Here is a 22,763-nt window from a genome sequence, read left to right as displayed (position 1 = left end):
ACGTTGCGTTCGGCTCAATCTCCGCCCGCCGAACCGACACGTCCGGGGGCTGCCGTCGCGCGACGGCGAGGCTACCGGTCGTCGTCGCGGACCTCGTCGATGCGGCGGGCCGCGGCGAGCAGTTCGTCGTGGAGGTCGCCGTTCGAGGCGACGAGTCCGCGGTCGTCGTGCGTCCACCGGTCGCCGTCGAGGTCGGTGACGGTGCCGCCTGCCTGCCGAATCATGTGGACGCCGGCGACGGTGTCCCAGGGGTTGCAGTCGACGTTCGTGACGGCGCCTTCGAGCGACCCGTCGGCGACCATCGAGAGCGTGGCCTGCGCGCAGCCGAACCGGCGCATGTCCCCGAACCGTTCGACCAGTGTGCCTCCGGCCGTGGCGTACTCGTCGCGGCGGTCGAACCCCCACCAGATCGTCGGCGCGACCGCGGCGCGTTCCGGGTCGGCGACGTCGCTGACGGACACCGGGTCGCCGTCGCGGTACGCGCCGTCGGCGTCGGAGGTGTAGACGTCGCCGAGCGCCGGGAGGACGTTCGCGGCGGCGACCGGTTCGCCGTCGACGACGGCGGCGACGGAGGTGGCGAACACACGGATGTTCCGGACGTAGTTGTTCGTGCCGTCGATGGGGTCGATGACCCACGCGGGGCCGGAGTCCGGGACCGCCTTCAGTTCGTCCTCCTCCTCGCCGACGAACGCGTCCGTCGGATACGTCTCCCGGACGGTTTCGATGACGCGGCGCTGCGCCGACCGGTCGGCCTCCGTCACCACGTCCGTCTTTCCGCCCTTCGTCTCGACGTCGATGTCGCGTCGGAAGTGCTCCTCCGCGACCGCTGCGCCGGCGCGCGCCGCGCGTTCGACGACGGCGGCGCGGCCAGTCTCGTCGCTCATGACTCCACAGGTTCCTGCGGCCGCACCGAATATCCGTCGGTTCCGCTCCGCCCCGACAGCGGCGACCGCACTCCTCCGCCGCACGCGATTTACTCAGTTCCGACTCAGAGTGAACTTATAGGGGGCAGGGTGGTACGGTTGCGTATGCGCCCACCGGAAGCAGTCCGGCACATCGAGCACGTCATCGACGCGACAACCACGGACGGCGGCCGCCGCTGCGCCGCCGGCTACCGCGCCGCCTTCGAACGCGTCGCCGACGACGGCACCGGCGCCGACGTCGCTGAACTCGCCGCGGAACTCGGCGACGCCGTCCGCGCCGGAAGCCGCCCGACCCCGCGGAAAGCGAACCGCGTCGCCGACCGCGTCCTCGGCGTCGCCACAGACGGCGGGAACTGACCGACGGCTCGACCGTCGACTCGCAGCCTACCGCCGCGCCGACCGCGACGCGCCGTTCTGCGCTCTCTTCACCGCGTTTCTCCGTCGCGGCCGTTCGCCGGCGCAGCCGCTCGGAGTGCAGCGTCGCCGAGTAAGTTTTGCGAGGGAAGAGCGCCCCTGCGGCGTCTTCCGCACTGTTGCCAGTGCGAGGGAAGGGATTTGAACCCTTGGACCTCTACAGGAGCGGATCTTGAGTCCGCCGCCGTTTCCTGGCTTGGCTACCCTCGCACGGACCGCTCTTGTTCGGACGGACGCGGCGCCGGTCTCGGGCGGAGCCGTCGCCGCTCGTCCACGGGTGAACCGTCGCGTCGACTGCTATAAAGGTTGCACGGAAGCGGCTCCTCACCGGCCGCGGGTCGGGGCGTTCCCCGCCTGCCGAATCGACAGGTAAAGCACGACGGCGAGCGACGCGAGCAACAGCGCGAACTGGAACCGCGACGGGCCGCCGCCGCTGCCGACGAGGAACAGCAGGAAGCTGACGCCGCCGAGGTTCAACGCGAGCAGGTAGAGCAGCGCCGGCCGGTAGCCGCTGTGGAACAGCAGCCGCCGCGTCGCCGTCGAGGCGCGGACCCACGCCGCCGCGACCGCGTCGCCGACGCGGAGCACCACCGCCGAGAGGTCGACCATCGGTGTCGGACGTTGGCGCGTCGACAGATAAATCCGTCCCCGCGTCCCGCGTTCCCCGTCCGGCTGCGGTCGGCGCAGTCGGGCGACGGAGTTACGTCGACGGCTCCGCGACTGTTGGTCATGGACGACCACACCCGCGACCCGAGCGTCGCGCCGCCGCTCGGCGACCCGACCGGGTGGCGGACCCGCGAGCGAGTGTGGGAGCACGCGACGCTCCGCCGCGCGACCGAACACGGCGTCAGGCTGTTCAACAGCGGCGACTACCACGAGAGCCACGACTGCTTCGAGGACGAGTGGTACAACTACGGCAGCGGCACGGCCGAGTCAGCGTTCCTCCACGGGATGGTACAGGTGGCGGCCGGCGCGTACAAGCGCGTGGACTTCGAGGACGACGACGGGATGCGGTCGCTGTTCGAGACGGCGCTGCAGTACCTCGACGGCCTCCCGGACGACTTCTACGGCGTCGACGTCGCCGACGTCCGGGCGACGCTCGATGCGGCGCTCGACGACCCGGCCGCGGTCGACGGCTGGCGAATCAGGCTCGACGGCGAGCGCGTCGACGCCTACGACGCGGACTACGACTACGTCGAGACGCTGGAGTAGCGCAGCAGCGGGGCGAATCGGGGGGGAGCAGCGGAACGCCGGCGTAGCCGAGCGACGGAGCAGCGGAACGGTGGCGGAGCGGCCGAACTGTCGGTTCGCGGACCGTGGCCCACAAATAGTCGGCCGGCGGAGAGACGGTATGCGAGTCCACCAACTGGGCGATGGTGTCCCCGAAATCGCCGTCGTCGGCGGGATTCACGGCGACGAGCCGTGCGGGCCCGCCGCCATCGAGCGGCTCGTCGCCGAGGACCCCGACGTCGCGCGGCCGGTGAAACTCGTCGTCGCGAACGAGGAGGCGCTGGAGCGAGACACGCGGTACGTCGACGAGGACCTGAACCGGGCGTTCCCCGGGTCGAGAGACGCGGAGACGCACGAGGGTCGGCTCGCCGCCGCGCTCGCGCGCGAACTCGACGGCTGCACGACGTTCTCGCTGCACTCAACGCAGTCGTACGCGGAGCCGTTCGCGCTGTGTGACACCGTCGACGAGGTCGTCCGCGCCGTCGTCCCGTCGCTCCCGGTCGACACGCTCGTCGAGACGGACCGATTCACCGAGGGGCGGCTCATCGAGCACCCGCACACAGTCGAAGTCGAATGCGGCCTGCAGGGCTCAACGGAGGCCGCGGACAACGCCTACTGGCTCGTCCGGGCGTTCCTCACTGCCACCGAGACGCTGCCGGCGCCCGTCGCCGAGGAGGAGTCGAACGACGGGCTGGTCGGTCTCGCCGGCGACGCCGAAGAAGCCACTAACGAGGTCGACGTGTTTCGGCTGCTCGACCCGATCGCGAAGCCGCCGGCCGACCGGTACGAGGTGTTCGCGCACAACTTCGAGCGCGTCGAGGCCGGCGAGCAGTTCGCCACGGCGGACGGCGAGTCGTTCACCGCCGACGAGCCGTTCTACCCGGTGCTGCTCTCCGCGTACGGCTACGAGGACGTGTTCGGCTACGCCGCCGAGAACGTCGGGACGCTGACGTAGCGGCGCGACCCCGGTCACCGCGGCACCGCGGCACCGACGCTACTCGCCGAGGTCGCCGAGGTCGTCGACGTCGTCCAGGTCGTCGAGTTCGTCCGGGAGCGCGGCGTCGACGTCGCCCGAGAGCAGTTTCTTCGCGCCGACGGCCACGGCGACCACGACCACGACTGCGGCCAGCGCGGCGACGACCGTAGCGCCGCCGACGCCGGACGACTCATCGTCGCTCGCCGTCGGGGCCGCCCCGGTGCTCTGCTCCGTCTGTTCGTCCGTCTCAGCGCCGCTCCGAAGGCTGATTCCGTCGTGCAGGTGGAGTTCGAGGAACGTGAACTCGGACATGAGTGGAGCATCGGCTCGGCGCGGTTTATCGGTTGGGGCGGCGTCGTCCGAGTCGGCGAGCGGCGGGACGGCCGGAGTCATCGGCTTCTTCACCCGCCGCGCCGAACGGCGCGTATGGACGAGACACGCCGCGCGTTCCTCGACGACCTGCTGAACACGCCGTCGCCGTCGGGCTTCGAAGCCGCCGGGCAGCGCGTCTGGACCGACTACGTCGCGGAGTTCGCCGACTCAGTCAGCACCGACTCGTACGGCAACGCCGTCGCGGTCCACGAGGGCTCCGGCGACGGCCCCGAAATCGCGTTCGCCGGCCACGCGGACGAAATCGGATTCATCGTCCGCGACGTCACCGACGACGGCTTCCTGCGGCTCTCCCGCGTCGGCGGCTCGGACCGCACGGTCTCGAAGGGCCAGCACGTGACGGTTCACGCCGACGACGGCGACAGCCCGGTCCACGGCGTCATCGGGCAGACCGCGATTCACCTGCGCGACCCGTCCGACGAGGAGTACGAGGAGATCGCCGGCCAGTTCGTCGACGTCGGCGCGACGGACGCCGACGAGGCCGCGGACCTCGTCGAAGTCGGCGACCCGGTGACGTTCGCCTCCACCGTCTCCGACCTCCACGGCTCGCGCGTCTCGGCCCGCGGCATGGACAACCGCGTCGGGACCTGGGCGGCCGCCGAGGGGCTGCGCCGCGCCGCCGAGGCGGACGTCGACGCGACCGTCTACGCCGTCTCCACGGTCCAGGAGGAGGTCGGGCTGAAGGGCGCGCAGATGGTCGGGTTCGACCTCGACCCGGACGTCGCCGTCGCCGCGGACGTCACGCACGCCACCGACAACCCGGACATAGACAAGGAGAAGCGCGGCCCGGTCGAACTCGGCGCGGGACCGGTCGTCGGCCGCGGCTCCGCGAACCACCCGGTCGTCGTCGACCTCGCTCGGACCGCCGGCGACCACGCCGACATCGACTACCAGCTGCAGGCTGCCGGCAGCCGGACCGGGACGGACGCGGACGCCTTCTTCACCAGCCGCGGCGGCATCCCGTCGCTGAACGTCGGCATCCCGAACCGCTACATGCACACGCCGGTCGAGGTCGTCGACACCGAGGACCTCGTCGCCGTCGCCGACCTGTTCGGCGCGATGGCCGAACGGGCCTCCGAGTTCGCGCCGTTCCAAGTCGAGGTGTAGCGGCCGCGGAGAACAGCGGACTGGGACGGTGGCCACCGGACCGTAACGGTTCAGACGGTACGGCTCGAAGGCGGTGCGGCCGGGTCAGGTCCGGTCAGGTCCGGTCAGGTCCGGTCAGATGCGGCCAGGTCAGGCGCGCCGTAGTTCGATCTCCTGCCCCTCGATGTCCTCGTAGGCGGCGACGAGGCCGCCGACGGTGACGCGGTCGCCCTCACTGGTTTCGAGCGTGATGGACGCGACCTGCTCTGACGGGTCGTGTTCGTAGCTGACGACCGGTCCCTCGACGTGGACGTCGGTGCCGGTTTCGACGTCGCGGCCGGTGACGGACGCCTCGAAGTCGCCGTCGACTTCGTGGATGTCTTTGACTGCGCGACGGATGGATGCGTACGTCCGCGGGAACGGCCGGTCTTCGCCGTCGGCGACGATGACCTCGGCGGTGCTCCACAGCACCGTCCCGAAGAACCCGGAGACGAGGAAGCCGAGCGCCGAGCGGTTGAAGATGACGCCGTAGCGGTCGCGGTCGTCGCGGAGCGCGTCCTGGGTCGCGTACACCGAGTACTCGCCGTCGCCAACCGCGATGACGGGCGTCGTGATGCCGCGTCGCTCGCGGGCCTCGGTGGCGACGGCGTCGTAGTCGAACTCGGTCGGCGACGGCGCCCGCGCCGCCGGCGCGACCAGCACCTCCACGGCGACGCCGCGGCCGACCGCCTCGGTGAGTTCCTCGTTGAACCGGCGGAGCAGGTCCGGCGTGAGCGACACGGCGAGTTCGTACTCGGCGCCCTCGATGACCTCCTCCAGGTACCGGAGGATGGTGGAGCGGGACTTGACGAGCGACACCGCCTCGGTGTCGCGCGCCGGCGCCGTGTAGCGCGCCTCCAGTTCGTCCACCATCTCCGCGAGGCTCGACCGGATGCCGCCGAACGCCTCGTCCGGGTCGACCGCGACGATTTTCATCGGGCGGGACTCGCGGAGTTCCACGAGTCCGCGGTCCGAGAGGCTCCGGACGGTGTCGTACACCCGGGGCTGGGGGATGTCGGTCCGGTTCGCGATGTCGCTCGCGGTGAGTTCGCCGTTTTCGAGCACGGCGAGGTAGGCGTCGATTTCGTACTCGCCGAGGTTGAATCGCTCCCCGACGCGCTCCATCGTCGAGCGCAGGTCGTCGGCCATACCTCACGGTTTTCCCGGAGCGACAAGTCGTTTACTGAACGGCGAGTAACACGGCGTTCCGAAAAGCTGTTATAGCACGCCCCGGGCCGGTGACAGCCGGCCTACATGTACATCCGGTCGAGCGGCTGCTCCTCCGCCCGCTCGGACTCCAGTCGCTCGGCGAGGTTCTGGTAGTACTGCTGGACCTGGTCCGCGAACGACCGCAGCGGCGCGGTGTCGACGCCGAGCCCGTAGACGGATTCGAGCGAGTCGAGCAGCCGGATGGTCGCCTCGACGTCCGGCACCTGGTCGTGCACCGGCGTGACGTACACGCAGACCCCCATCGGGGAGTCCATGCCGCGGCTGACGAGCGACCCGTTCGTGCCGTCGAGGAAGCCCGCGCCCATCGGCGGCACCGGCGAGTCGTCGCCGAACCGCTTCTCGCGGTAGTCGTCGGTCGCGACGTAGAACGTCCGGTGGTCGTCCGGGCCGTGCGGCACCGGGACGCCCGAGAGCACCGCCAGTTCGTCGACGTCTGCCTCCTCGGTCCAGTCGAGAATCGCCTCCGAGAACGGCTGGGCCATCGACACCGGAACCGCGAGCTCGCCGACCAGCACCGTCACGTCGAGGTCGTCGCGGGAGTAGAGCCGCGTCGGCTGCCGGGGCCGGCCGTTCTCGAACGGCGTGATGGTCGGGAGGCCGTCCGCGCGGATGAACCCGGTCTGCTCCAGGTCGAGGTGGTCGACGAGGAAGTCGACCGCCGCCAGCCCGGCGAGCCCGTACTGCGAGAACCCCGCGATGACGGTCGCTTCGGGCTGCTCAGTCGCTTCGATCTGATAGATCGCGTCCGAATCCGGTGACAGCTCGGGCATATCCCCGGTTCGGCGGCCCCGGAGTTAGGCGTACCGACCGCCTGACCGGCCCGGTCGACTCCGGGAGGGCAACGCTTTTTCCGCGCGGTGCTGTCGGCTGCGGTATGCAATCCGGAACCGCGTCGGCAACGACGACCGCGCCGCCGCCGACCGGGTCGGGAGTGTTCGCGGGCCTCGCCGCGCTCTACCGGGACGTCCTCGCCGTGCCGGGCGTCCCCGCGGTCCTGTTCCTGCTGTGTCTCGTCGTCGGCGTCGTCGTCTCGAAGTACCTCGTCAGGCTGCTCGGACGGCCCATCGCTCAGCGGTTCGTCCGGCAGAGCGTCGCCCAGACCGTCCTCCGGGCGACCCGCATCGGCGTCGTCCTGGTGTTCGCGCTGTTTGGCCTGAACCTCGCCGGCCTCGAACTCGGCAACATCGTGCTGTCGGTGACGGTGTTCTCCGCCGTCATCGGCATCGTGCTCGCGCCCATCGTCGGCTCCATCGTCAACGGCGTGTTCGTGCTCGCCGACCAGCCGTACGAAATCGGCGACATGGTCGAGCTGGCCGACGGGACGCGCGGATTCGTCGACGACATCACGCTCCGCTACACGAAGGTGTTCACGCTCGACAACACGTTCGCGGTCATCCCGAACAGCGTCATCCGCGACAACAAGGTGACGAACTACTCCGCGGAGGACCAGCGGACCAGGCTGTCGCTGACGCTCGTCGTCACCTACGAGTCCGACATCCAGCAGGCGCGGCGGCTGATGGAGCGCGCCGCGGCCTCGTGCGAGGGCGTCATCGAGGGCGGGCCGGACATCCGCATCGGCGCGGCCCGCTACCCCGCGAAGCCGACGGCGTACATCGACAACTACGGCGACCACGGCGTGGAACTCACGCTGCGGTACTGGACTGAGTCGCCGTACAAACTGCTCACCATCCGGTCGAAGGTACAGACCGCCATCTGGGACCTCCTGGAGACGGAGGACCCGGCGGTCACCATCGCCTACCCGCACAGCCACCTCGTGTTCGACGAGACGAGCGGCACCGCGGAGGTCGCCGTCTCGGAAGGCCCGCTCGACGGCGGCGCGTCCGAAACTCCCGACGACGAGAGCAGGACGGTCGGCCCGGACCGCTCCGGCGGCGCCGCCGAGGAGAAGCGCACCGCAGGCCCCGACAGGTCCGGCGACGCCGACGCCCGCGACGGCGGCGAGTGAAGGCGGCACCTGTCCGGGCCGTGTTCCGGCCAGACGAGGCGCCTCATTTTCGGACTTCGCAGAAGAACAGAACTGGTCTGCGACGAGAGCGACGACCTCGGGGTCGTCGCGGTCGACCCGTACGTCGCCGCCGGCTCTCGGCGTCGCTACTCCTGGACTTCGAACGCGACTTCCACTTCGGCCTGGTACTCACGGCCCTCGACGGACGCGATTTCGACGCCCATCTCCGTGACTTCGGCCCAGTGGACCTTGTCGAGGGTCTCCTCGGCGCGGTCGATGGCGTCGTCCGCGGCGTCGTCGAAGCTCTCGTCGCTGCTCCCGATGAGTGTCACCTTCTTGAATACCATGACAGTCGGTAGCAGGGGCGGCCGCGGGAAAAAGGTGTTCGCGGCTCAGGCGTCGCCGCTGCGCTCGTCCAGTTTCTCGGTGAGCGCGCCGGCGACGTCCGTGAGGTGGGCGGTCCCCCAGACGGCGACGACGACGCCGCCGATGGCGTCGAACACCAGGTCGAGCATCGTGTCCGAGAGGCCGTACTGAGTGAGGACGGAGCCGCTGCCGAGGACGGACGCGAGGCCGCTGACCGCGAACTCGATGACCTCCCAGAACACGCCGAACGCCAGGACGAACAGGAGGATGAACACGAACATGAACCGCGACGGGAGGTAGACGGCGTCCGAGTGCTCGTCGACGGCGCGCGCGACGGTGTAGCCGGCGGCGGCGACGACCGACGACGACAGCGCGTGCGTCATGTGGTCCCACCACCAGACGTTCGCGTAGAAGCTGTACCGCGACCCCGGGATGCCGACGGTTCCGAGCGCGTGCAAGAAGACGGCGACCGTGATCCACAGCGTCAGCCCGGCGTCCATCGGGACGTCGTACTCGCGTTCGAGCAGCGCCGGCAGGTAGGTGACCGCCAGCGCGACCGTCGCGTTCACCGCGATACCCATGTTGCCGCGGTCGACGCCGATGAACAGGAGGCCGACGAGCGACAGTTGCAGCACGCGGGAGAGCTGTTCTTGCCGCTTTTCGGAGATGCCGAGCGCGTCTCGGACGTTCACGGCTCGGCCACCTCGACTGCGACGCGCTCTGCGGCGTTCGACCGGCGCCGGAAGTAGAACTCGAACAGGAGGCCGGCGACGACGCCGGCGACCGTGGCGGCGACGAAGTCCCACATCAGCGCGGTCTCGACGACCTCCTCCGGGCGGCCGTCGAGCAGCCAGTCGGTCCCAAGCAGGACGTCGGAGGCGTACCGCATCACGGCCCAGACGCCGGCGGCCGCCATCGTCGTCATCGTCACGAAGAACACGGCGAAACTGTGGTTCATCCGGACCGGCGTGAACACGTCCGTCTCGACGGCGACGATGAGCGCGACCGTCGCGACGGCGAGGTACGTCGTGATGCGGCCGGTGAGCGTCACGCCGGCGACGGTTTCGCCGGCGATGAGCGTCCGGCCGACCGCCGGCAGCGACGCGAGCGCGAGCACCTCCCACGGGAGCATCGCGGTCGGGTCGCGGAACGCGACCGGCGGAATCAGGGCGATGACGGCGACGGCGGCGACGAAGACGCCCCAGACGACGTCGCCGACGAGCAGTTCGCTGGTCGCGGTGAGCAGGAGGAACGCGACGACGAGCCAGCCGAGTGCGGCGTTCAGCCGCCTCGCTTCGACCACTTCTCGCAGCCCGGACGTCGACATGAACCTCGATTCGGACCCGGCACTCAAAACCGTTCTCACCGTGCAGTCAGGCGACGCCGCCGAGGTACGCGAGCAGGTACGCCGCGGCGGCGACCGTCACCGCCGCGAGCGCGGTGAACACCGTACGTTCCGGGCCGGGTCGGGCGACGCCGATGCGCCACGTCCGGGGGCGGAGCCGGACGCGGGGCGCGACGCCGACGAGGCCGACCGCGAGCACGCTGAACACGAACGGGTACGACAGGTCGAGCGTCGGCGCGGGGATGACGAGGGCGGACGCGGCGTAGCCGGCGCCGGCGACCGCGCGGGCGTCGACGCGCGGCAGCAGCCTCGCCGGGCCGCCCGCGTCGGTCGCACGGATGCGCGCCCAGACGAGCGCGGCCGCCCAGACGGTGGCGAGTTCGACGCCGAACGCGGCGAGCAGGTGGAGCGTCGGGTCCGGGCTGAGCGCGACTCGGTGCGGCACCAGTTCGACGCCGAGTGGGTAGAGCAGCCGCGGCGGCTCGCCGGTGAACAGGTCGCCGAACGGGTGCGAGAGCAGTCCGAACGCGGCGACGGCGAACGTCGCTGCGGGCGTCAGGTCGGTCCGGCCGGCGACCGCGGCGGCGAGCAGCAGCGCGGCGACGGCGAACGCGAGCATGACGGCCGCGCCGAGCGCGCCGCTGACCGCGGCCGCGACCGCGACGAGGCCGCCGAGCAGCGCGGCGCCGACCAGCCGCGCGTCGGTCCGGTCTGTGACCCAGAGCGCCGCGGCGGCCGCGACGACGGGCGCGACGACGAGCGAGTGCGTGACCGCGCGGTGGACGACGTTCCCGGTCGACCAGAACGTCGCGGCGAGCGACACCGCGTCGCCGGCGGCCGTCCCGCCAGCGCCGGTCGCGCCGGCGACACCGACGCCGCCGAGGTGGCTGGCGACGCCGACGAGCGCGTAGCCGATGTCGACGTCGGGGACGGCGGCGAACGCGGCGGCGACGACGCCCAGCGTCAGCGCCCGCTCGGAGCCCAGCCGGTGGGCGACGGCGGCGACGAGCGCGAACGCCAGGAGGGCGTGGCCGACGAACATACCGCGGAGTTACTCGTCACGAGCTATAAACTTCCTGTCGTGCGTGTCATCGACTCCCGGAGCCGCGCGTGTCGCGAGTATCCGGGTGGCAGCGGTTCACGGCGCCGAATCGGGTTCCGAGTCCGCCTCCGACGCCGGCGCCTCGGCGAGTTTCGTCCACTTCTTCTCGATTTCGCTGTTGCCGCGGACGACGGTGTCGTCGTCGACGCTGAGCCGGGTTTTCCGGAGTTCGATGGACCTGACGACGCCGGTGGTGCCGCCGATGTCGACGCGGTCGCCGGGGTTGAAGTCCGGGTCGCGGAGGAGGTAGACGCCGGCGACGGCGTCGGCTATCATGCTCGACAGCGCGTACGAGACGCCGAGCGCGAGGAAGCCGGCGGCGGTGCCGAGCGACTGCGCGATCTTGTCGAGGCCGACGATGGAGAGGAACGACAGGCCGACGCCAAACCAGAGGAAGGCGGCGACGATGGTGGTGATGAACTGTCGGTACACCGGTGATTCGCCCCCCAGCGTCCGTTCGAGCGCCCAGCGCACCGCGGTCGTCACCAGCTTCACGAGCAGCGCGGCGAGCAGCAAGAACACGACGCCGGCGATGACCTTCGGGAGCGCCGCCTCGATGTCGGCGACGAACGACCAGAGCGCGTCGCGGACGAGCCCCCCGAGGACGTCGCCGAACAGGGGAGCCGTCAGTCGGTGAGCCGAAGCCGGAAGCACGTGGGAGGCTGCTCACCGCGAACAGTTGGCTCTTTGGGGGCGCGGGCCAGCCGACGGGGGCCGTTTGGAGTCGACGCGAGTTACCTGGAGACGCCGAGCGTCGCGCGGAGTCGACGCGGTTACTCGTGGGCGGCGTCCCACTCTTCGGGCTTCCGGATGTTCTCGCACCGGTTGCAGGCGATTCGGCCCATCGTATCCATGGCGTTGTCGACGGTCTCGCAGTTCCCGCAGAAGTAGCCCCAGCGGGTCTCCGCGTCGGCGTCGGCGTAGACGTGGAAGAACGGCGCCTCGGAGCCGCGTTCGGCGGCGGCGCGGTCGACGTACAGCGAACCGGCGTCGGTGTCGAGGACTTCGAGGTTCACGTGTCATCGACGCCGTCTGCGGCCAAAAAGCTTCCCGGGTTCGCAGGTATTCCGCCCGCAGTTCCGAGTTCCCGGCGAGTCGGATGGGCGGTCAGCAGCCGCAACGCCGCGTCGGCCGGGTCAGACGCCGGCGGTGGCGCGGTCGGCGAGCCGACGGAGTTCGGCGCGCTTCACGACGGCGAAGCCGACGAGGATGCACGCGAAGCCGACGACGGTTCTGGGGGCGACGACCTCGCCGAGGACGGCCCAGGCGACGCCGGCGGCGACGAGCGGTTCGACGTAGCCGACGAGGTTCAGTTCGGTCGGGCCGACGACGTCGAGCAAGTGGAAGTAGACGAGGTAGGCGACGGCGCCGGCGAGCAGCGTCAGGTACGCGAACGCCGCGATTGACTCGGCCGTCCAGGCGACGTCGCTGACGGATTCGCCGCGGAGCCAGCCGCCGACGTGGAGGACGGCGGCGCCGCCGAGCATCGCCCAGCCCTGCGTGGTCCGGGTCGGGAGGTCGGTTGCGAGCGGGCGGCTGAGCACAGAGCCGAACGCGAACGACGCGGCGCCGGCGAGCACGAGCAGCACGCCCGCGACGTCGGTGCCGACGAATCCGGACGGACTGATGCCGGCGACGACGGCGACGCCGAGGAAGCCGAAGAGGACGCCGGCGACCCGCGTCAGGTCCAGCGACTCGCTGCGGAGGACGACCGCGGAGAAGCCGACGGTCAAGACGGGATTGAGGCCGATGAGCGTGGCGGCGACGGCGCCGCTGACGTGTTCGACGCCGAGGAACAGCAGGCCGTGGTAGCCGGCGAAGACGAACAGCGCCGCGGCGCCGACGGAGAGCCATTCGCGGCCGCGCGGCCGCCAGCGCTCCACCGTTGTCGCCGCGTAGGCGACGACGAGCAGTCCGGCGACGTCGTAGCGCAGCGCCGCGAACGACAGCGGCGGGAAGTAGTCGAGCCCCAGTTCGATCCAGACGAACGACCCGCCCCACAGCAGCGCGAGCACCGCGAACAGCGCGGCCGGAGGGAGAGTCCGCCAGTCCCAGTTCATGCCTATCCAAGATCCTTGGAGTATTTTAGAGTTCCCTTCAACTCTTCTCCGTGTGGCCGTGTCACGAACGGCTTGGGAGACACCTGACGGGATATTCCATCACGAATGTCCGGGCTGTTTGCGTCGTCGGAGAGCGGTGAGATGTGTCGGGAGTCCTTCCGTGCGCCCCGGAGCCGGTGGCTATTTGCGGTCGCCGAGTGACACGGTAGCCAGATGGACGAGCGCGACGTCACCATCCTGAAAGCCATCGCGGACCTCGAAACCGGGAGCCCGGAGCGGCTCCACGAGGAGACCGGGATTCCGGTGTCCACGATTCACTACCGGCTGAACAACCTCCGCGACGCCGGCGTCATCGAGAACGACCTGTACGACGTCGACCTCGACGCGCTGGGGCTCGGCGTCACCGTCGTCCTCGACGTGTTCACGGACTACTCAGGCACACACCACGACGTCGGGGAGAAGCTCGCCGAAATCGAGGGGGTGACGCAGGTGTACTTCACGATGGGCGAGACGGACTTCATGGTCACCGCGCACCTCTCCGGCCGCGAGATGGTCGAGCGGCTCATCACGGACTTCGAGCGAATCGACGAGGTGGAGCGGACGAACTCGACGTTCGTCGTCGAAACCGTCGCGGACGCACACAGCGCGCTCCAGAGTTACAGCCTCGACACGCTCGTCGCGGAACTCACCGACGGCGGCGCCGAGGCCGACGCGGACGACGACAGCTGACGACGACGGCCGACGCTGGCGGAGCAAAGAGCAACGCAGAACCGACTTTCCGGGCAGCCGGGGTCGATGCCGCCGCGTTACGTCCGGAACGACTCGCCGCAGCCGCACTCCGCTTCGATGTTCGGGTTCTCGACGTGGAATCCCTCCGCCTGCAGGCCGCCTTCGTAGTCCAGCGTCGAGCCGCCGATGTAGTTCAGCGACGACGGGTCGACGAACACGCGCAGCCCGTGCTGGACGACGACGCGGTCGTCCTCCTCCGGCTCCGTATCGAACCGCATCCCGTAGCTCAGCCCGGCGCAGCCGCCCTGCTGGACGAACAGCCGGAGCCCGGCGACGTCCGTGTCCATCCCTTCGCCCTCCAGAAGCGACACCGCTTCCTCGGCTGCGTCGGGCGTCACCGACACTACCGGGTCCGCGCTGCCGCCATCGGACGCGTCAGTACTCATGTGCGGATAATCCGGCTGTGTCCTCATAACCCTGACGCCGACGGAGGCTTCGACGTGTTCGACCGGGACGCAGACGGCGGCGGACCGGCCTCCGAGGACCGCGCGGCAGCGGTGTCGGCGCCACGTAGCCACCGTCCGAGTACGATTTCAACAGACCGAAATGCCGCTCCAGCCAGCCGTTCGATATGGCACGTGACTTCTCGTTCCGGAGCTTCGTGCGGGAACTCGGTTCCCGTCTCGCCGCCGCGGGCGTCGTCCTCGGGATATTCTTCGGGCTCGCCCGCCTCAAAACGGCCGACATCCCCGTGGTTTCGGCCGCGCTGGAGACGCAGTTCGTGTTCTTCGTCGCCGCATTCGGCCTCGTGGGGCTCGCGGCCGCCCTCTGGATCGGCTTCCGGCAGTACACCGAGTGAACCATCGAGCAGGCTTCGGGTCGCAAACGGACGGCTCGACGTCGCTCCGCCCGTATCGACATCGCCCGATTCGTCTCTCGACCCGCCGCTCGGGCATCGAGCAGAGTAGCACAGAGCAGCGAGCGGTAACCACCGAACGTCCGTCCGCAGCAGCCGCCCGCCTACTCGAACCGTTTCCGGACGCTCTCGGCGTGGGCGTCGAGGCCCTCGGCCTCGGCGAGCAGCGTCACGGTGTCGGCGAGGTCGGCGAGGCCGTCCTCGTCGAGTCGCTGGACGGTCGACGAGCGGAGGAAGGTGTCGACGGAGAGGCCGCCGAAGGCTTTCGCGCCGCCGTTCGTCGGCAGGACGTGGTTCGTACCGGAGGCGTAGTCGCCGGCGGCGACGGGCGTGTACGGCCCGAGGAACGCGGAGCCGACGTTGCTGACGCGGTCGAGCAGCACCTCGTCGTCGTCGGCCTGAATCGACAGGTGCTCGGGGGCGTACTCCTCGGCGAACAGTACTGCCTCGGACATCGACCGGGCGACCAGGACGCCGGAGGCGTCGGCGCCGAGGGCGGCCCGAATCGTCTCCTCGCGGTCGCGGTCGGCGGCCTGTTCGTCGACCGCCTCGGCGACCGCCGCGGCGACGTCCTCGTCGTCGGTGACGGCGACGACGGACGCGTCCGAGTCGTGTTCCGCCTGGGCGACGAGGTCGGCGGCCACCAGTTCCGGGTCGGCGGTGTCGTCGGCGAGCACGAGCAGTTCGCTCGGCCCGGCGAGGAAGTCGATTTCGACGTCGCCGCGGACCTCGGCTTTCGCCGCGGTCACCCACTTGTTGCCCGGGCCGACGATCTTCCGGACGGCGCGGACCGTCTCGGTGCCGTACGCGAGCGCCGCGACGCCCTGCGCGCCGCCGGCGGAGTAGACGGCATCGGCGCCGGCCTCGTGAATCGCGGCGAGCGTCACGGGGTCGACGTCGTCGGCCGGCGGCGTCACGACGGCGACGTGGTCGACGCCCGCCACGGTCGCCGGGACGACGCCCATGATGGCCGAGGAGGGGTAGGCGGCGGTGCCGCCGGGGACGTAGACGCCGACGCGGTCGATGGGGCGGAACCGGCGGCCGAGCGTCCGGCCGTCGCCGAACTCCTCGGTCCAGTCCGACGGGCGCTGCGCCTCGTGGAACTCCCGGACGTTCTCGATGGCGTCCCGGACGGCGGCGAGTTCGTCGTCGCCGACCTCGTCGACGGCGCGCTCGGCCTCGTCGGTGATGTCGATGTTGGCGACGTCGACGTCGTCGAACTCCTGGGAGAACCGGCGGATTGCCGCGTCGCCCTCGTCGCGAACCGTCTCCACGATTTCGCGGACGTCGCCGCGGACCGCGTCGACCCCGGCGTCCCGCTCGAAGAAGGCGCGACGTTCGCCCGTCGAGAGGTCGGCGACGTCGCGCGGTGTCAGCGTCATGGCCGACGTTCGGGCCGCGGCGCGAAAAGTCGTTCCGGTCCCGCGAGCGAGGTTTTGAAGGCCCGGGTGTGCGTCGTCGGAACCGTGCAGCCCTCCACGCAGTCACGGCAGCCCGCGCAGTCACGGCGGACAGTCCTCGCGCTCGCCGGAACCGCCGCGGTCGGCAGCCTCGCAGGCTGCCTCGACGCACTCGGCGGAGACGGCGGCGGCGACGGCGACGGCCGCGCGCTGAAACTCTCGATGGAGCACGAAGAGGGGTCGCTCCGGGATCGGTTCGTCCGCTCGCTCGACGACACCGGCTCGTCGGGAGACGAGGCGGCGTTCGCGGCGGCGCGCAACGGCACGGCGTACACGACGACGTACCACACGCCGTTCCTTACCCACGGCGACCCGGCGTACGCCGAACACGACGGCAACTACTACGAACTCGGCTCCGTCGTCGTCGACGAGTCGACGGCGACTCACCCGGTGCTCAGGCTGAAGACCGTCGGCCGGACCGACCAGCTCGACTCGGTCCCCGACCACGTCGACGCGTCGTCGCTCCCCGCGGTCGACGAGCGCGCCGTCCACGTCGCCCACATGCCGGCTCGCGCCCGCGGCAACGCGGGCGGCTACCCGCGCGAACTCGTCGACCGCGGCGGCTACGTCTACCGCGACGAGGACGCCGTCACCGACAGCAGCCTCCTCGACGGGTCGCCGCCGAGCCACGTCGCCTTCCGCGACACCATCTACGCCGTTGACGTCGCGCGCGAACGGTTCCACGAGCCGGTGTACCGCGCCGTCGTCGAACCGGTCGCCGACGACCCGGCGCAGATGGAGGAAATCCTCCGCGCCCGCCTCGTCACGGCGTCCGTCGAGCGAGAACAGCTCTCAGAAGCCGCGCGGTCCATCATGCGGGAGGCCGCCGCTGAAGGGTACGCCGAGAGCCACCCGTACTCGGACGGATACCGAGAGGTGCTGAAAGCGCTGCACCGCAGGGCCTACCTCGACGGGAACATCGAGAAGGACGCCGGCGACGACGACCCGTCGTTCCGGTACATCGAGTACGGCGGCGAGTACTACGAGTACCTGCTGCGGTTCACGACGTGACCGCGCAGGCCCGGAGGACCCACCGCTGCCCGTCGGCCTGTTACGGCGAGTAGCCGGGCGACTGCGACTCGATGACCGTCGCGACGTCTTCCAGCTCCTCGCCGACGACCGCGACCACGTCGTCGAGCGTGACGACGCCCTCGATGTCGCCGTGGTCGTCGACGACCGGGAGCCGCCGCACACCGGCTTCGGCCATCCGCTTCGGGAGGTCGACGGCTTCGGCGTCGCCTTCGATTGTCACCGGGTTCTCAGACATGACGTCGGCAGCCTCCAGTTCGTCGAGGTTCCGGCCGTTCCCGTAGGCGACGGCGACGTCGCGGTCGGTGAGGACGCCGACCGGCGACTCGTTCTCGGTGACGACGACGTCGCCGATGCCGTCTTCGGCCATCGTTTCCGCGAGCGATTCGACCGAGTCGTCCGGCGAAGCCGTTACCGGCTCGACTGCGAGGTGGTGGACCGGCATACGGGGGAGTCGTCGGTGCGAGCGCGGGAAAACGTGGTGGCCGAACGGTTCGCTCCGCCTCGTCGCCGGCGCCGGGCAGCGGCGTGGGAGTGCGGTTCAGGCGCGGACGACGACGGTTTCGGCGAGCCTGTCGAAGACGCGCTGGCGGGTGTCGCTGGCCGCCATCGACGCGAGCGCGACGAGGTAGGCGAGCCACCCCGGCATCACCACCGCCGGGAGGTTTCGGACGAACGCCTGGCCCACCGAGCAGTCGCCGCCGCGGCGGTCTACGACGCGGATGCCGACGAACTTCTTGCCGAGCGTCTGTCCGTCCCAGTACCCTTCGAGCAGGCCGCCGTACAGCGGCAGCGTGAGGATGCCGACGGCGACCGGCCCGGTGCCGCTCCCGCCGAGGAGCGCTCCGAGCGCCACCGCGACGACGAGTATCTGAACCGTCATCGCGATGACGTCGATGATCTGTGCGACGATGCGGCCGCCGACCACGTCGGTCCTGTCGCGGAGCTGTGCGGACCGCGGCTGGCTGGAGGGCATACGCCGGCGAATTCGGCGAATTCCCTGCTAAACGTTGCGGTTCGCCGCCGAACAGTCGTTCGCTTCCGGGCGTCCGGACCGACAAAATCAGCGACCGGGATGGCGGGGCTGCGCGGTCAGAGCGTGGACGGAGTGTATCGAGCACGGCATCCCTGTGGTCGAGTGGAGGTCTGGTGTGCCGTGACCTGCCGCTCCGAAAAGCAGGTCACCGACGCAGAATTCCTCGTGATCGTTCACAATATTTCTGCTGTGTAGAACCGTATTTAAACACCAGAATCGCCTTACTGGTCCCGATTCCGTCAGCGTTTAGAGCGGCGTCCGCGGAGTGACGCGTGTGCTCGTCCGACTGGTCCTCGTACTGGGAAGTCTCGTCGGGACGGTCCTCCTCGCGTACTTCGTCCTCGGGCTCCTCGGCTACCTGCTGTATCGGCCCGAGACCGCCTCGGAACCGGCCGAAAACGTCCGGTTCGTCGTCCCGACGGTCGGCGCCGACCACGTCCGCGATTCGCTGCTGGAGTGTCTCGATCACCACCGGGACCGGTTCAGCGACTACACGGTGTACTGTCTCACCGACGAGGGCGCCGACCTGGAGGCGGAACTTCGCGCGCTCGACGGCGTCGAGACGGTCGTCGTGCCGGACGACTACGACTGCGACGCGGTCGCGAAGGGCCGCGCCATCCAGTACTTCATCGACACCGTCGTCGCCGACGCCCCCGACTACTGGTACTCGTTCATCGACGACGACAACCTCGTCCGCGACGACCGCTTCCTCTACGAGATTCCGGTGCAGGAGGCCAAGGGCCGCGGCGCGATGAACGCGGTGCTCTCCCCGCGGCGCGGCGACAGCACCGTGACGTACATCATGGACCACATCCGCCTGCTCGACGACCTCACCGTGTTCCGGGCGTTCACGGGGCTGTTCGGCCGGCCGTACATCGGCTTCCACGGCGAACTGCTCACCGCCCGCGGGGACGTGCTGCTCGACGTCGGCTTCGACCGCGAAACCATCGTCGAGGACTTCGCGTTCGCCGCCGAACTCGTCCGGAACGACGTGCGGACGTGGCAGTCGCGGACCAGGGTCAGCATCCTCAGCCCGCACACGCTCGAAGCCCTGTTCGAGCAGCGCTCCCGGTGGTTCATCGGGACGTGGAACCTGCTGTGGAGCGCCTCGCCGGTCACCCGCGCGCTGACCGGACTCCGGTTCTCCTCGTGGGTGTGCGCCATCGTCGCCGGGCCGCTCGGCACGCTGCTGTGGTACTCCTCCGGCGGCGTCGCCCTCCCAGACGTCCTCGAACTCGCGCCGACGCTCGCCGGCGTCGTCTACGGCGGCACCTACCTGTACGGCGTCGGCCGCGTCGGCGGCAGCCGGTGGCCGGTGCTCGCGCTCGCGCTGCCGCTGTACGCCGTGTTCGAAGCGCTCTCCCCGATATACGCGGTGCTGTTCTCCGGGAACGAGTTCACCGTCATCGAGAAGTGAGTCGCGGCGGCGGCGGCGCGCCGCCCGGTGCGGCTCAGTCGCCGTCGACGCGGTCGAGGTACGCCCTGATTCGGTCGGTGTCGATGTGTTCGAGCAGCCGGTCGTGCGCGCGCTGCTCCCGACGGTCGATTTCGTCGTCGGAGACGTACATGTCGAGCCGGTCGTCGATTTCGCGTTCGCGGAGGCGCTCGTACTCCGCGTCGCTGACGTCGAGGTCGTCCGGCGCGGCGTCGTCGAAGTAGTCGCGCCACCGGTCGCGGTCGCCCCACTCGGGGTCGCGGGCGCGCTCGCGGCGGACCCAGTCGACCCGGTCTGCGGCGTCGTCCCAGTAGCCTTCGTCGCGCCGGGCGTCGCCGACGACGTGTCGGCCGACGAGCGCGCCGTGGCCCGCCGCCGTAATCGCCTGCGTGCTCACCGACTCGACGGGCGAGGCGACGTACAGGCCGTCGATCGGGGTTCGGCCGTCGCGGTCGGCGTAGGTCCGGTCGAAGTGCTCGTGGACCTCGCCGTCGTGCTCGTGCGATTCGAACATGGCGTCCTCGTCGCCGAGCGGCCGGAGGTAGTCGGCGTCGTACCGCGTCGCCGCGACGACGGACGCCGCCTCGACGGTTCCGCCGTCCTGCGTCTCGACGACGAAGCCCGACGGCTCGGCGTCCTCCTCCCTGTCGGCGTCCGGACGCGTGACGGACTCGACGAGGTCGTCGACGAGGTCGCAGCCGGCTTCGCGCGCGTGGTCGTGCGCGAGGTCGTAGAACGTCTCGACGTCGATGCCGCCGGGGAAGCCGAGGTAGTTTTCGAGGTGCGCACACCGGCGCAGCGAGGAGTTCCCGCGGTCGAAGACGACGGTGTCGAGCCCGTACCGCGCGGTGAACACGCCCGCCGAACAGCCCGCCGGTCCGCCGCCGACGATGACGACGTCGTAGCGGTCGGCCGCGTCGCTGTCGGCGGTCATTCCTCGGCGGACCCGGTGACCGCGGCGGCGACCTTCGTCCGGTCGAACAGCCACTCGTCTTCGGGAATCTCCGGGTACGGCTGCCCGTCGGTGTACTCCGGCCACTCGCCGAACACGTCGGGGTAGAGCTGCTTCGCCGTCATCTCCGTCTGGAACAGGTTCATGATCGGCCCCTGATACCGCATCCCCTGGGCGTACACGCGGCCGTTCTGGACCGCCGAGAGCTGCTTGCCGACCGGGTCCTTCTCGAGCTGTGAGCGGACGTCGCTCATCGCGTAGTTCGGCGTCATCCCCCAGAGGTGGAGGATGACGTCAGGGTCGGCTTCCAGCATCGCCTCGTAGCCGACCTGGCCCCAGAGCTGCCCCCAGTCCTTCTCGGCGAACGCGTCGATGGCGCCGAGCGGCCGGGTGTCCGCCAGCCAGTAGCCGGGCCGGTTCAGGTGGTACGTCCAGAAGCTGTCGCTGCTGAGCGTGACCCGGACCGCCGTCGGCCGCTCCTCCTTCGGCGGCAGGTTCGCCTCGATGGTCGAGAGCATCTCCCGCCGGACCGCCGCGAGCGCCTCGTAGCGCTGCCGTTCGCGGAACACCTGCGCCACCTTCCCGAACATGTCCCACAGCGAGTAGTACTGGTAGCTGTCGGCGTACGCCTCCGGCGGGTCGGCGTGCGTCCCGCTGTAGAAGTTCCCGAACCACGGCGCGACGGCGCTGCCGACCTCCTCGACGTCGCTCTGGCTCCAGTTGTTCTGCGTCGACGCCCACGCGGGGTCGGCGAAGTGGACGTCGCTTCCGAGGTCGAAGAGCAGCTCCTTGCTCAGCCCGTCGCTGAGCGGGTCGGTCAGGCCCTTCCAGTCGAACGAGACGCCGTCGAGGCGCTCGTAGTAGTGGTTCATCGTCGTCCCCGACATCTCGGGGACGTACACCGAGTTGACGGCGTCGCCGTGGCCGAGCGCGACGGCCATGTCGGCGTACTGCGGGAACACGGTGAAGACGTTCTCCGGCGGCGCGTCGAACGCGACGTCGCCCATCGGCGCCATCGACACCGTGTACGGCCCGGATTCCGTCGTCGATTCGGTCGTCCCCGACTCCGGGGTCGCGGTCGGTGTCTTCACGTCGTCGGTCGGCGTCGCGTCGCCGCCGCTCGTACAGCCGGCGAACAGCCCCGCCGTGAGGACCGCCCCGCCCGCTCTCAGCGCGTCTCTCCGCGTCGGCGTCGACGAGTCGTCTGCGTCCATACTATTTAGGGGCGCCTAATCACTGATAAGCCCATCGAACTTTAGGGAGCCCTTAATCGGGATCCGCGCCCGGATTTAATGGGCCCGCGGTCGACCACGCGACCATGACCGACCTCGGCTTCCAACTGCACAGCCTCCACGCGGTCGACGACTCGCTCCACGACGTCGTGCGCCGCGTCGGCGAGGCGCCGTTCGACGGCGTCGAGTTCGCCGGTCTCGACGACGCCGACCCGGCGGAGCTGGACGACACACTCGACGATGCGGGCCTCGCCGCCGCGGGCGCCCACGTCGGCCTCGACGCCCTCGAATCGGACGTGCGCGGCGTCGCCGACACGTACGCCGCGCTCGGCTGCCGCGCCATAACGGTCCCGTGGCTCGACCCGGAGCACTTCGACTCCGTGGACGCCGTCGAGGCCGCCGCCGACCGGCTCACCGCCGTCGGCGACGCGCTCGACGACCGCGGGTTCGACCTCCACTACCACAACCACGACCAGGAGTTCGTCGACCTCGACGGCGAACCGGCGCTCGACGTGCTGCTCGACGCCGTCGACGGGGTCGGCCTCGAACTCGACCTCGGCTGGGCGGGCGCCGCCGGCCACGACCCGCTCGCCGTCCTCGACGACCACGCCGACCGGGTCGACCTCGTCCACCTGAAAGACTACGACGAGACGACCGGGAAACCGACGGCGGTCGGCACGGGCGACCTGGACGTCGAGGCGGCCGTCGAACTGGTCCGCGACCACGAGTTCGACTGGCTCGTCTACGAAGCGGAAGGCCGCCCGGACACCTACGAGACGCTGGCGCACGCGACCGACGTCGTCGAACAGTACTGGTAGGCGACGCGGACCGGAGAATCGCGGAGAGT

Annotated in this window: 28 protein-coding genes and 1 tRNA gene; 10 read left to right on the top strand and 19 right to left on the bottom strand. The window is 70.2% G+C overall.

The genetic code is table 11. The features are described from left to right. Positions 1–71: 71 nt before the first annotated feature. Positions 72–884, bottom strand: coding sequence for an inositol monophosphatase family protein (locus ACQUST_RS12160; protein WP_435128841.1), 813 nt, complete (start codon positions 882–884; stop codon positions 72–74). Positions 885–1,028: 144 nt separating this feature from the next. Here ACQUST_RS12160 and ACQUST_RS12155 point away from each other — a divergent pair, with 144 nt between their 5' ends. Further along, complete coding sequence (locus ACQUST_RS12155; RefSeq protein WP_435128838.1) at positions 1,029–1,280, top strand: hypothetical protein; 252 nt, start codon at positions 1,029–1,031, stop codon at positions 1,278–1,280. Positions 1,281–1,463: 183 nt separating this feature from the next. Here the strand turns inward: ACQUST_RS12155 and ACQUST_RS12150 are convergent. Both ACQUST_RS12150 and ACQUST_RS12145 read right to left on the bottom strand, forming a co-directional pair. Then, a tRNA-Leu gene (locus tag ACQUST_RS12150) sits at positions 1,464–1,547 on the bottom strand. A 114-nt stretch (positions 1,548–1,661) separates the two neighbouring features. After that, a complete protein-coding gene (locus ACQUST_RS12145; protein ID WP_435128835.1) occupies positions 1,662–1,946 on the bottom strand; it encodes a hypothetical protein in 285 nt (94 codons plus the stop codon). Positions 1,947–2,066: 120 nt separating this feature from the next. Between ACQUST_RS12145 and ACQUST_RS12140 the strand changes: the two genes are divergently transcribed. Then, positions 2,067–2,549, top strand: coding sequence for a DUF309 domain-containing protein (locus tag ACQUST_RS12140; protein WP_435128832.1), 483 nt, complete (start codon positions 2,067–2,069; stop codon positions 2,547–2,549). A 139-nt stretch (positions 2,550–2,688) separates the two neighbouring features. Further along, positions 2,689–3,522 carry a succinylglutamate desuccinylase gene (locus tag ACQUST_RS12135; protein WP_435128829.1) on the top strand — a complete coding sequence of 278 codons (834 nt, stop codon included), beginning with the start codon at positions 2,689–2,691 and terminating at the stop codon, positions 3,520–3,522. 39 nt (positions 3,523–3,561) lie between these two features. Here the strand turns inward: ACQUST_RS12135 and ACQUST_RS12130 are convergent, their stop codons facing one another. Beyond that, positions 3,562–3,855: a hypothetical protein gene (locus ACQUST_RS12130; protein WP_435128826.1), complete on the bottom strand. Its 294-nt coding sequence runs from the start codon at positions 3,853–3,855 to the stop codon at positions 3,562–3,564. A 114-nt stretch (positions 3,856–3,969) separates the two neighbouring features. Here ACQUST_RS12130 and ACQUST_RS12125 point away from each other — a divergent pair, with 114 nt between their 5' ends. Next, a complete protein-coding gene (locus ACQUST_RS12125) occupies positions 3,970–5,040 on the top strand; it encodes a M42 family peptidase (RefSeq protein ID WP_435128823.1) in 1,071 nt (356 codons plus the stop codon). Between the two features lie 129 nt (positions 5,041–5,169). On the opposite strand, the gene trmB is transcribed toward ACQUST_RS12125, so the two are convergent. Together trmB and ACQUST_RS12115 are read right to left on the bottom strand one after the other, a co-directional pair. Then, complete coding sequence (trmB, locus tag ACQUST_RS12120; protein ID WP_435128820.1) at positions 5,170–6,207, bottom strand: HTH-type sugar sensing transcriptional regulator TrmB; 1,038 nt, start codon at positions 6,205–6,207, stop codon at positions 5,170–5,172. 101 nt (positions 6,208–6,308) lie between these two features. Continuing rightward, a complete protein-coding gene (locus ACQUST_RS12115) occupies positions 6,309–7,058 on the bottom strand; it encodes a proteasome assembly chaperone family protein (RefSeq protein ID WP_435128817.1) in 750 nt (249 codons plus the stop codon). Positions 7,059–7,162: 104 nt separating this feature from the next. Between ACQUST_RS12115 and ACQUST_RS12110 the strand changes: the two genes are divergently transcribed. Continuing rightward, positions 7,163–8,254, top strand: a complete 1,092-nt coding sequence (locus ACQUST_RS12110; RefSeq protein ID WP_435128814.1) for a mechanosensitive ion channel family protein — start codon at positions 7,163–7,165, stop codon at positions 8,252–8,254. A gap of 146 nt (positions 8,255–8,400) precedes the next feature. On the opposite strand, the gene ACQUST_RS12105 is transcribed toward ACQUST_RS12110, so the two are convergent. From ACQUST_RS12105 to ACQUST_RS12075, 7 genes are all read right to left on the bottom strand, one after another. Continuing rightward, complete coding sequence (locus ACQUST_RS12105) at positions 8,401–8,601, bottom strand: dodecin (protein WP_435128811.1); 201 nt, start codon at positions 8,599–8,601, stop codon at positions 8,401–8,403. 45 nt (positions 8,602–8,646) lie between these two features. Then, positions 8,647–9,312 carry a hypothetical protein gene (locus ACQUST_RS12100; protein WP_435128808.1) on the bottom strand — a complete coding sequence of 222 codons (666 nt, stop codon included), beginning with the start codon at positions 9,310–9,312 and terminating at the stop codon, positions 8,647–8,649. Continuing rightward, positions 9,309–9,947: a hypothetical protein gene (locus ACQUST_RS12095; RefSeq protein WP_435128805.1), complete on the bottom strand. Its 639-nt coding sequence runs from the start codon at positions 9,945–9,947 to the stop codon at positions 9,309–9,311. The genes ACQUST_RS12100 and ACQUST_RS12095 overlap by 4 nt, the downstream gene beginning before the upstream one ends. Positions 9,948–9,993: 46 nt before the next feature. Further along, positions 9,994–11,007, bottom strand: coding sequence for a metal-dependent hydrolase (locus tag ACQUST_RS12090; protein WP_435128803.1), 1,014 nt, complete (start codon positions 11,005–11,007; stop codon positions 9,994–9,996). A gap of 96 nt (positions 11,008–11,103) precedes the next feature. Further along, a complete protein-coding gene (locus ACQUST_RS12085) occupies positions 11,104–11,721 on the bottom strand; it encodes a mechanosensitive ion channel domain-containing protein (protein ID WP_435128800.1) in 618 nt (205 codons plus the stop codon). A 119-nt stretch (positions 11,722–11,840) separates the two neighbouring features. Further along, on the bottom strand, positions 11,841–12,083 hold the full coding sequence (locus tag ACQUST_RS12080) for a DUF5816 domain-containing protein (RefSeq protein WP_435128797.1): 243 nt from the start codon (positions 12,081–12,083) through the stop codon (positions 11,841–11,843). A gap of 120 nt (positions 12,084–12,203) precedes the next feature. Beyond that, positions 12,204–13,127, bottom strand: a complete 924-nt coding sequence (locus ACQUST_RS12075; protein ID WP_435128794.1) for a DMT family transporter — start codon at positions 13,125–13,127, stop codon at positions 12,204–12,206. Positions 13,128–13,340: 213 nt separating this feature from the next. Here ACQUST_RS12075 and ACQUST_RS12070 point away from each other — a divergent pair, with 213 nt between their 5' ends. Further along, a complete protein-coding gene (locus ACQUST_RS12070) occupies positions 13,341–13,856 on the top strand; it encodes an Lrp/AsnC family transcriptional regulator (protein ID WP_435128791.1) in 516 nt (171 codons plus the stop codon). A 77-nt stretch (positions 13,857–13,933) separates the two neighbouring features. Here the strand turns inward: ACQUST_RS12070 and ACQUST_RS12065 are convergent, their stop codons facing one another. Continuing rightward, on the bottom strand, positions 13,934–14,302 hold the full coding sequence (locus ACQUST_RS12065) for a HesB/IscA family protein (protein WP_435128788.1): 369 nt from the start codon (positions 14,300–14,302) through the stop codon (positions 13,934–13,936). 185 nt (positions 14,303–14,487) lie between these two features. Here ACQUST_RS12065 and ACQUST_RS12060 point away from each other — a divergent pair, with 185 nt between their 5' ends. Then, entirely contained in the window at positions 14,488–14,715 is a 228-nt protein-coding gene (locus ACQUST_RS12060; RefSeq protein ID WP_435128785.1) for a hypothetical protein, read from the top strand. A 161-nt stretch (positions 14,716–14,876) separates the two neighbouring features. On the opposite strand, the gene hisD is transcribed toward ACQUST_RS12060, so the two are convergent. Beyond that, positions 14,877–16,148 (bottom strand): histidinol dehydrogenase, encoded by a 1,272-nt coding sequence (gene hisD / locus ACQUST_RS12055; RefSeq protein ID WP_435129349.1) that lies wholly within the window; start codon positions 16,146–16,148, stop codon positions 14,877–14,879. A 90-nt stretch (positions 16,149–16,238) separates the two neighbouring features. Between hisD and ACQUST_RS12050 the strand changes: the two genes are divergently transcribed. Continuing rightward, complete coding sequence (locus ACQUST_RS12050) at positions 16,239–17,243, top strand: hypothetical protein (protein WP_435128782.1); 1,005 nt, start codon at positions 16,239–16,241, stop codon at positions 17,241–17,243. A 40-nt stretch (positions 17,244–17,283) separates the two neighbouring features. On the opposite strand, the gene ACQUST_RS12045 is transcribed toward ACQUST_RS12050, so the two are convergent. Both ACQUST_RS12045 and ACQUST_RS12040 read right to left on the bottom strand, forming a co-directional pair. Beyond that, positions 17,284–17,706 (bottom strand): CBS domain-containing protein, encoded by a 423-nt coding sequence (locus tag ACQUST_RS12045; RefSeq protein WP_435128779.1) that lies wholly within the window; start codon positions 17,704–17,706, stop codon positions 17,284–17,286. A gap of 96 nt (positions 17,707–17,802) precedes the next feature. Then, positions 17,803–18,237: an RDD family protein gene (locus ACQUST_RS12040; RefSeq protein WP_435128776.1), complete on the bottom strand. Its 435-nt coding sequence runs from the start codon at positions 18,235–18,237 to the stop codon at positions 17,803–17,805. A 334-nt stretch (positions 18,238–18,571) separates the two neighbouring features. On the opposite strand from ACQUST_RS12040, the gene ACQUST_RS12035 reads away from it, so the two are divergent. Further along, the gene (locus tag ACQUST_RS12035; protein WP_435128773.1) at positions 18,572–19,714 is read left to right on the top strand and encodes a glycosyltransferase family 2 protein; all 1,143 of its coding nucleotides are present in this window, start codon (positions 18,572–18,574) and stop codon (positions 19,712–19,714) included. 34 nt (positions 19,715–19,748) lie between these two features. Here ACQUST_RS12035 and ACQUST_RS12030 read toward each other — a convergent pair whose 3' ends face one another. Further along, on the bottom strand, positions 19,749–20,666 hold the full coding sequence (locus tag ACQUST_RS12030; protein WP_435128770.1) for an NAD(P)/FAD-dependent oxidoreductase: 918 nt from the start codon (positions 20,664–20,666) through the stop codon (positions 19,749–19,751). Then, positions 20,663–21,898: an ABC transporter substrate-binding protein gene (locus ACQUST_RS12025; protein ID WP_435128767.1), complete on the bottom strand. Its 1,236-nt coding sequence runs from the start codon at positions 21,896–21,898 to the stop codon at positions 20,663–20,665. Before ACQUST_RS12025 ends, ACQUST_RS12030 begins: the two co-directional genes overlap by 4 nt. Before the next feature lie 104 nt (positions 21,899–22,002). Between ACQUST_RS12025 and ACQUST_RS12020 the strand changes: the two genes are divergently transcribed. Next, positions 22,003–22,734 (top strand): sugar phosphate isomerase/epimerase family protein, encoded by a 732-nt coding sequence (locus ACQUST_RS12020; protein WP_435128764.1) that lies wholly within the window; start codon positions 22,003–22,005, stop codon positions 22,732–22,734. The last annotated feature ends 29 nt before the right edge of the window (positions 22,735–22,763 follow it).

The sequence above is a fragment of the Halobaculum sp. D14 genome (assembly GCF_051195135.1).
Classification (GTDB): domain Archaea; phylum Halobacteriota; class Halobacteria; order Halobacteriales; family Haloferacaceae; genus JBNTKA01.
This window is presented reverse-complemented; position numbering and strand designations above follow the sequence as displayed.

Excerpts from the sequence above, each read along its gene's own strand:
- ACQUST_RS12160 (WP_435128841.1), bottom strand. The coding sequence starts at position 884 with ATGAGCGACGAGACTGGCCGCGCCGCCGTCGTCGAACGCGCGGCGCGC.
- ACQUST_RS12155 (WP_435128838.1), top strand. The coding sequence starts at position 1,029 with ATGCGCCCACCGGAAGCAGTCCGGCACATCGAGCACGTCATCGACGCG.
- ACQUST_RS12145 (WP_435128835.1), bottom strand. The coding sequence starts at position 1,946 with ATGGTCGACCTCTCGGCGGTGGTGCTCCGCGTCGGCGACGCGGTCGCG.
- ACQUST_RS12140 (WP_435128832.1), top strand. The coding sequence starts at position 2,067 with ATGGACGACCACACCCGCGACCCGAGCGTCGCGCCGCCGCTCGGCGAC.
- ACQUST_RS12135 (WP_435128829.1), top strand. The coding sequence starts at position 2,689 with ATGCGAGTCCACCAACTGGGCGATGGTGTCCCCGAAATCGCCGTCGTC.
- ACQUST_RS12130 (WP_435128826.1), bottom strand. The coding sequence starts at position 3,855 with ATGTCCGAGTTCACGTTCCTCGAACTCCACCTGCACGACGGAATCAGC.
- ACQUST_RS12125 (WP_435128823.1), top strand. The coding sequence starts at position 3,970 with ATGGACGAGACACGCCGCGCGTTCCTCGACGACCTGCTGAACACGCCG.
- trmB (WP_435128820.1), bottom strand. The coding sequence starts at position 6,207 with ATGGCCGACGACCTGCGCTCGACGATGGAGCGCGTCGGGGAGCGATTC.
- ACQUST_RS12115 (WP_435128817.1), bottom strand. The coding sequence starts at position 7,058 with ATGCCCGAGCTGTCACCGGATTCGGACGCGATCTATCAGATCGAAGCG.
- ACQUST_RS12110 (WP_435128814.1), top strand. The coding sequence starts at position 7,163 with ATGCAATCCGGAACCGCGTCGGCAACGACGACCGCGCCGCCGCCGACC.
- ACQUST_RS12105 (WP_435128811.1), bottom strand. The coding sequence starts at position 8,601 with ATGGTATTCAAGAAGGTGACACTCATCGGGAGCAGCGACGAGAGCTTC.
- ACQUST_RS12095 (WP_435128805.1), bottom strand. The coding sequence starts at position 9,947 with ATGTCGACGTCCGGGCTGCGAGAAGTGGTCGAAGCGAGGCGGCTGAAC.
- ACQUST_RS12090 (WP_435128803.1), bottom strand. The coding sequence starts at position 11,007 with ATGTTCGTCGGCCACGCCCTCCTGGCGTTCGCGCTCGTCGCCGCCGTC.
- ACQUST_RS12075 (WP_435128794.1), bottom strand. The coding sequence starts at position 13,127 with ATGAACTGGGACTGGCGGACTCTCCCTCCGGCCGCGCTGTTCGCGGTG.
- ACQUST_RS12070 (WP_435128791.1), top strand. The coding sequence starts at position 13,341 with ATGGACGAGCGCGACGTCACCATCCTGAAAGCCATCGCGGACCTCGAA.
- ACQUST_RS12065 (WP_435128788.1), bottom strand. The coding sequence starts at position 14,302 with ATGAGTACTGACGCGTCCGATGGCGGCAGCGCGGACCCGGTAGTGTCG.
- ACQUST_RS12060 (WP_435128785.1), top strand. The coding sequence starts at position 14,488 with ATGGCACGTGACTTCTCGTTCCGGAGCTTCGTGCGGGAACTCGGTTCC.
- ACQUST_RS12045 (WP_435128779.1), bottom strand. The coding sequence starts at position 17,706 with ATGCCGGTCCACCACCTCGCAGTCGAGCCGGTAACGGCTTCGCCGGAC.
- ACQUST_RS12040 (WP_435128776.1), bottom strand. The coding sequence starts at position 18,237 with ATGCCCTCCAGCCAGCCGCGGTCCGCACAGCTCCGCGACAGGACCGAC.
- ACQUST_RS12030 (WP_435128770.1), bottom strand. The coding sequence starts at position 20,666 with ATGACCGCCGACAGCGACGCGGCCGACCGCTACGACGTCGTCATCGTC.
- ACQUST_RS12025 (WP_435128767.1), bottom strand. The coding sequence starts at position 21,898 with ATGGACGCAGACGACTCGTCGACGCCGACGCGGAGAGACGCGCTGAGA.
- ACQUST_RS12020 (WP_435128764.1), top strand. The coding sequence starts at position 22,003 with ATGACCGACCTCGGCTTCCAACTGCACAGCCTCCACGCGGTCGACGAC.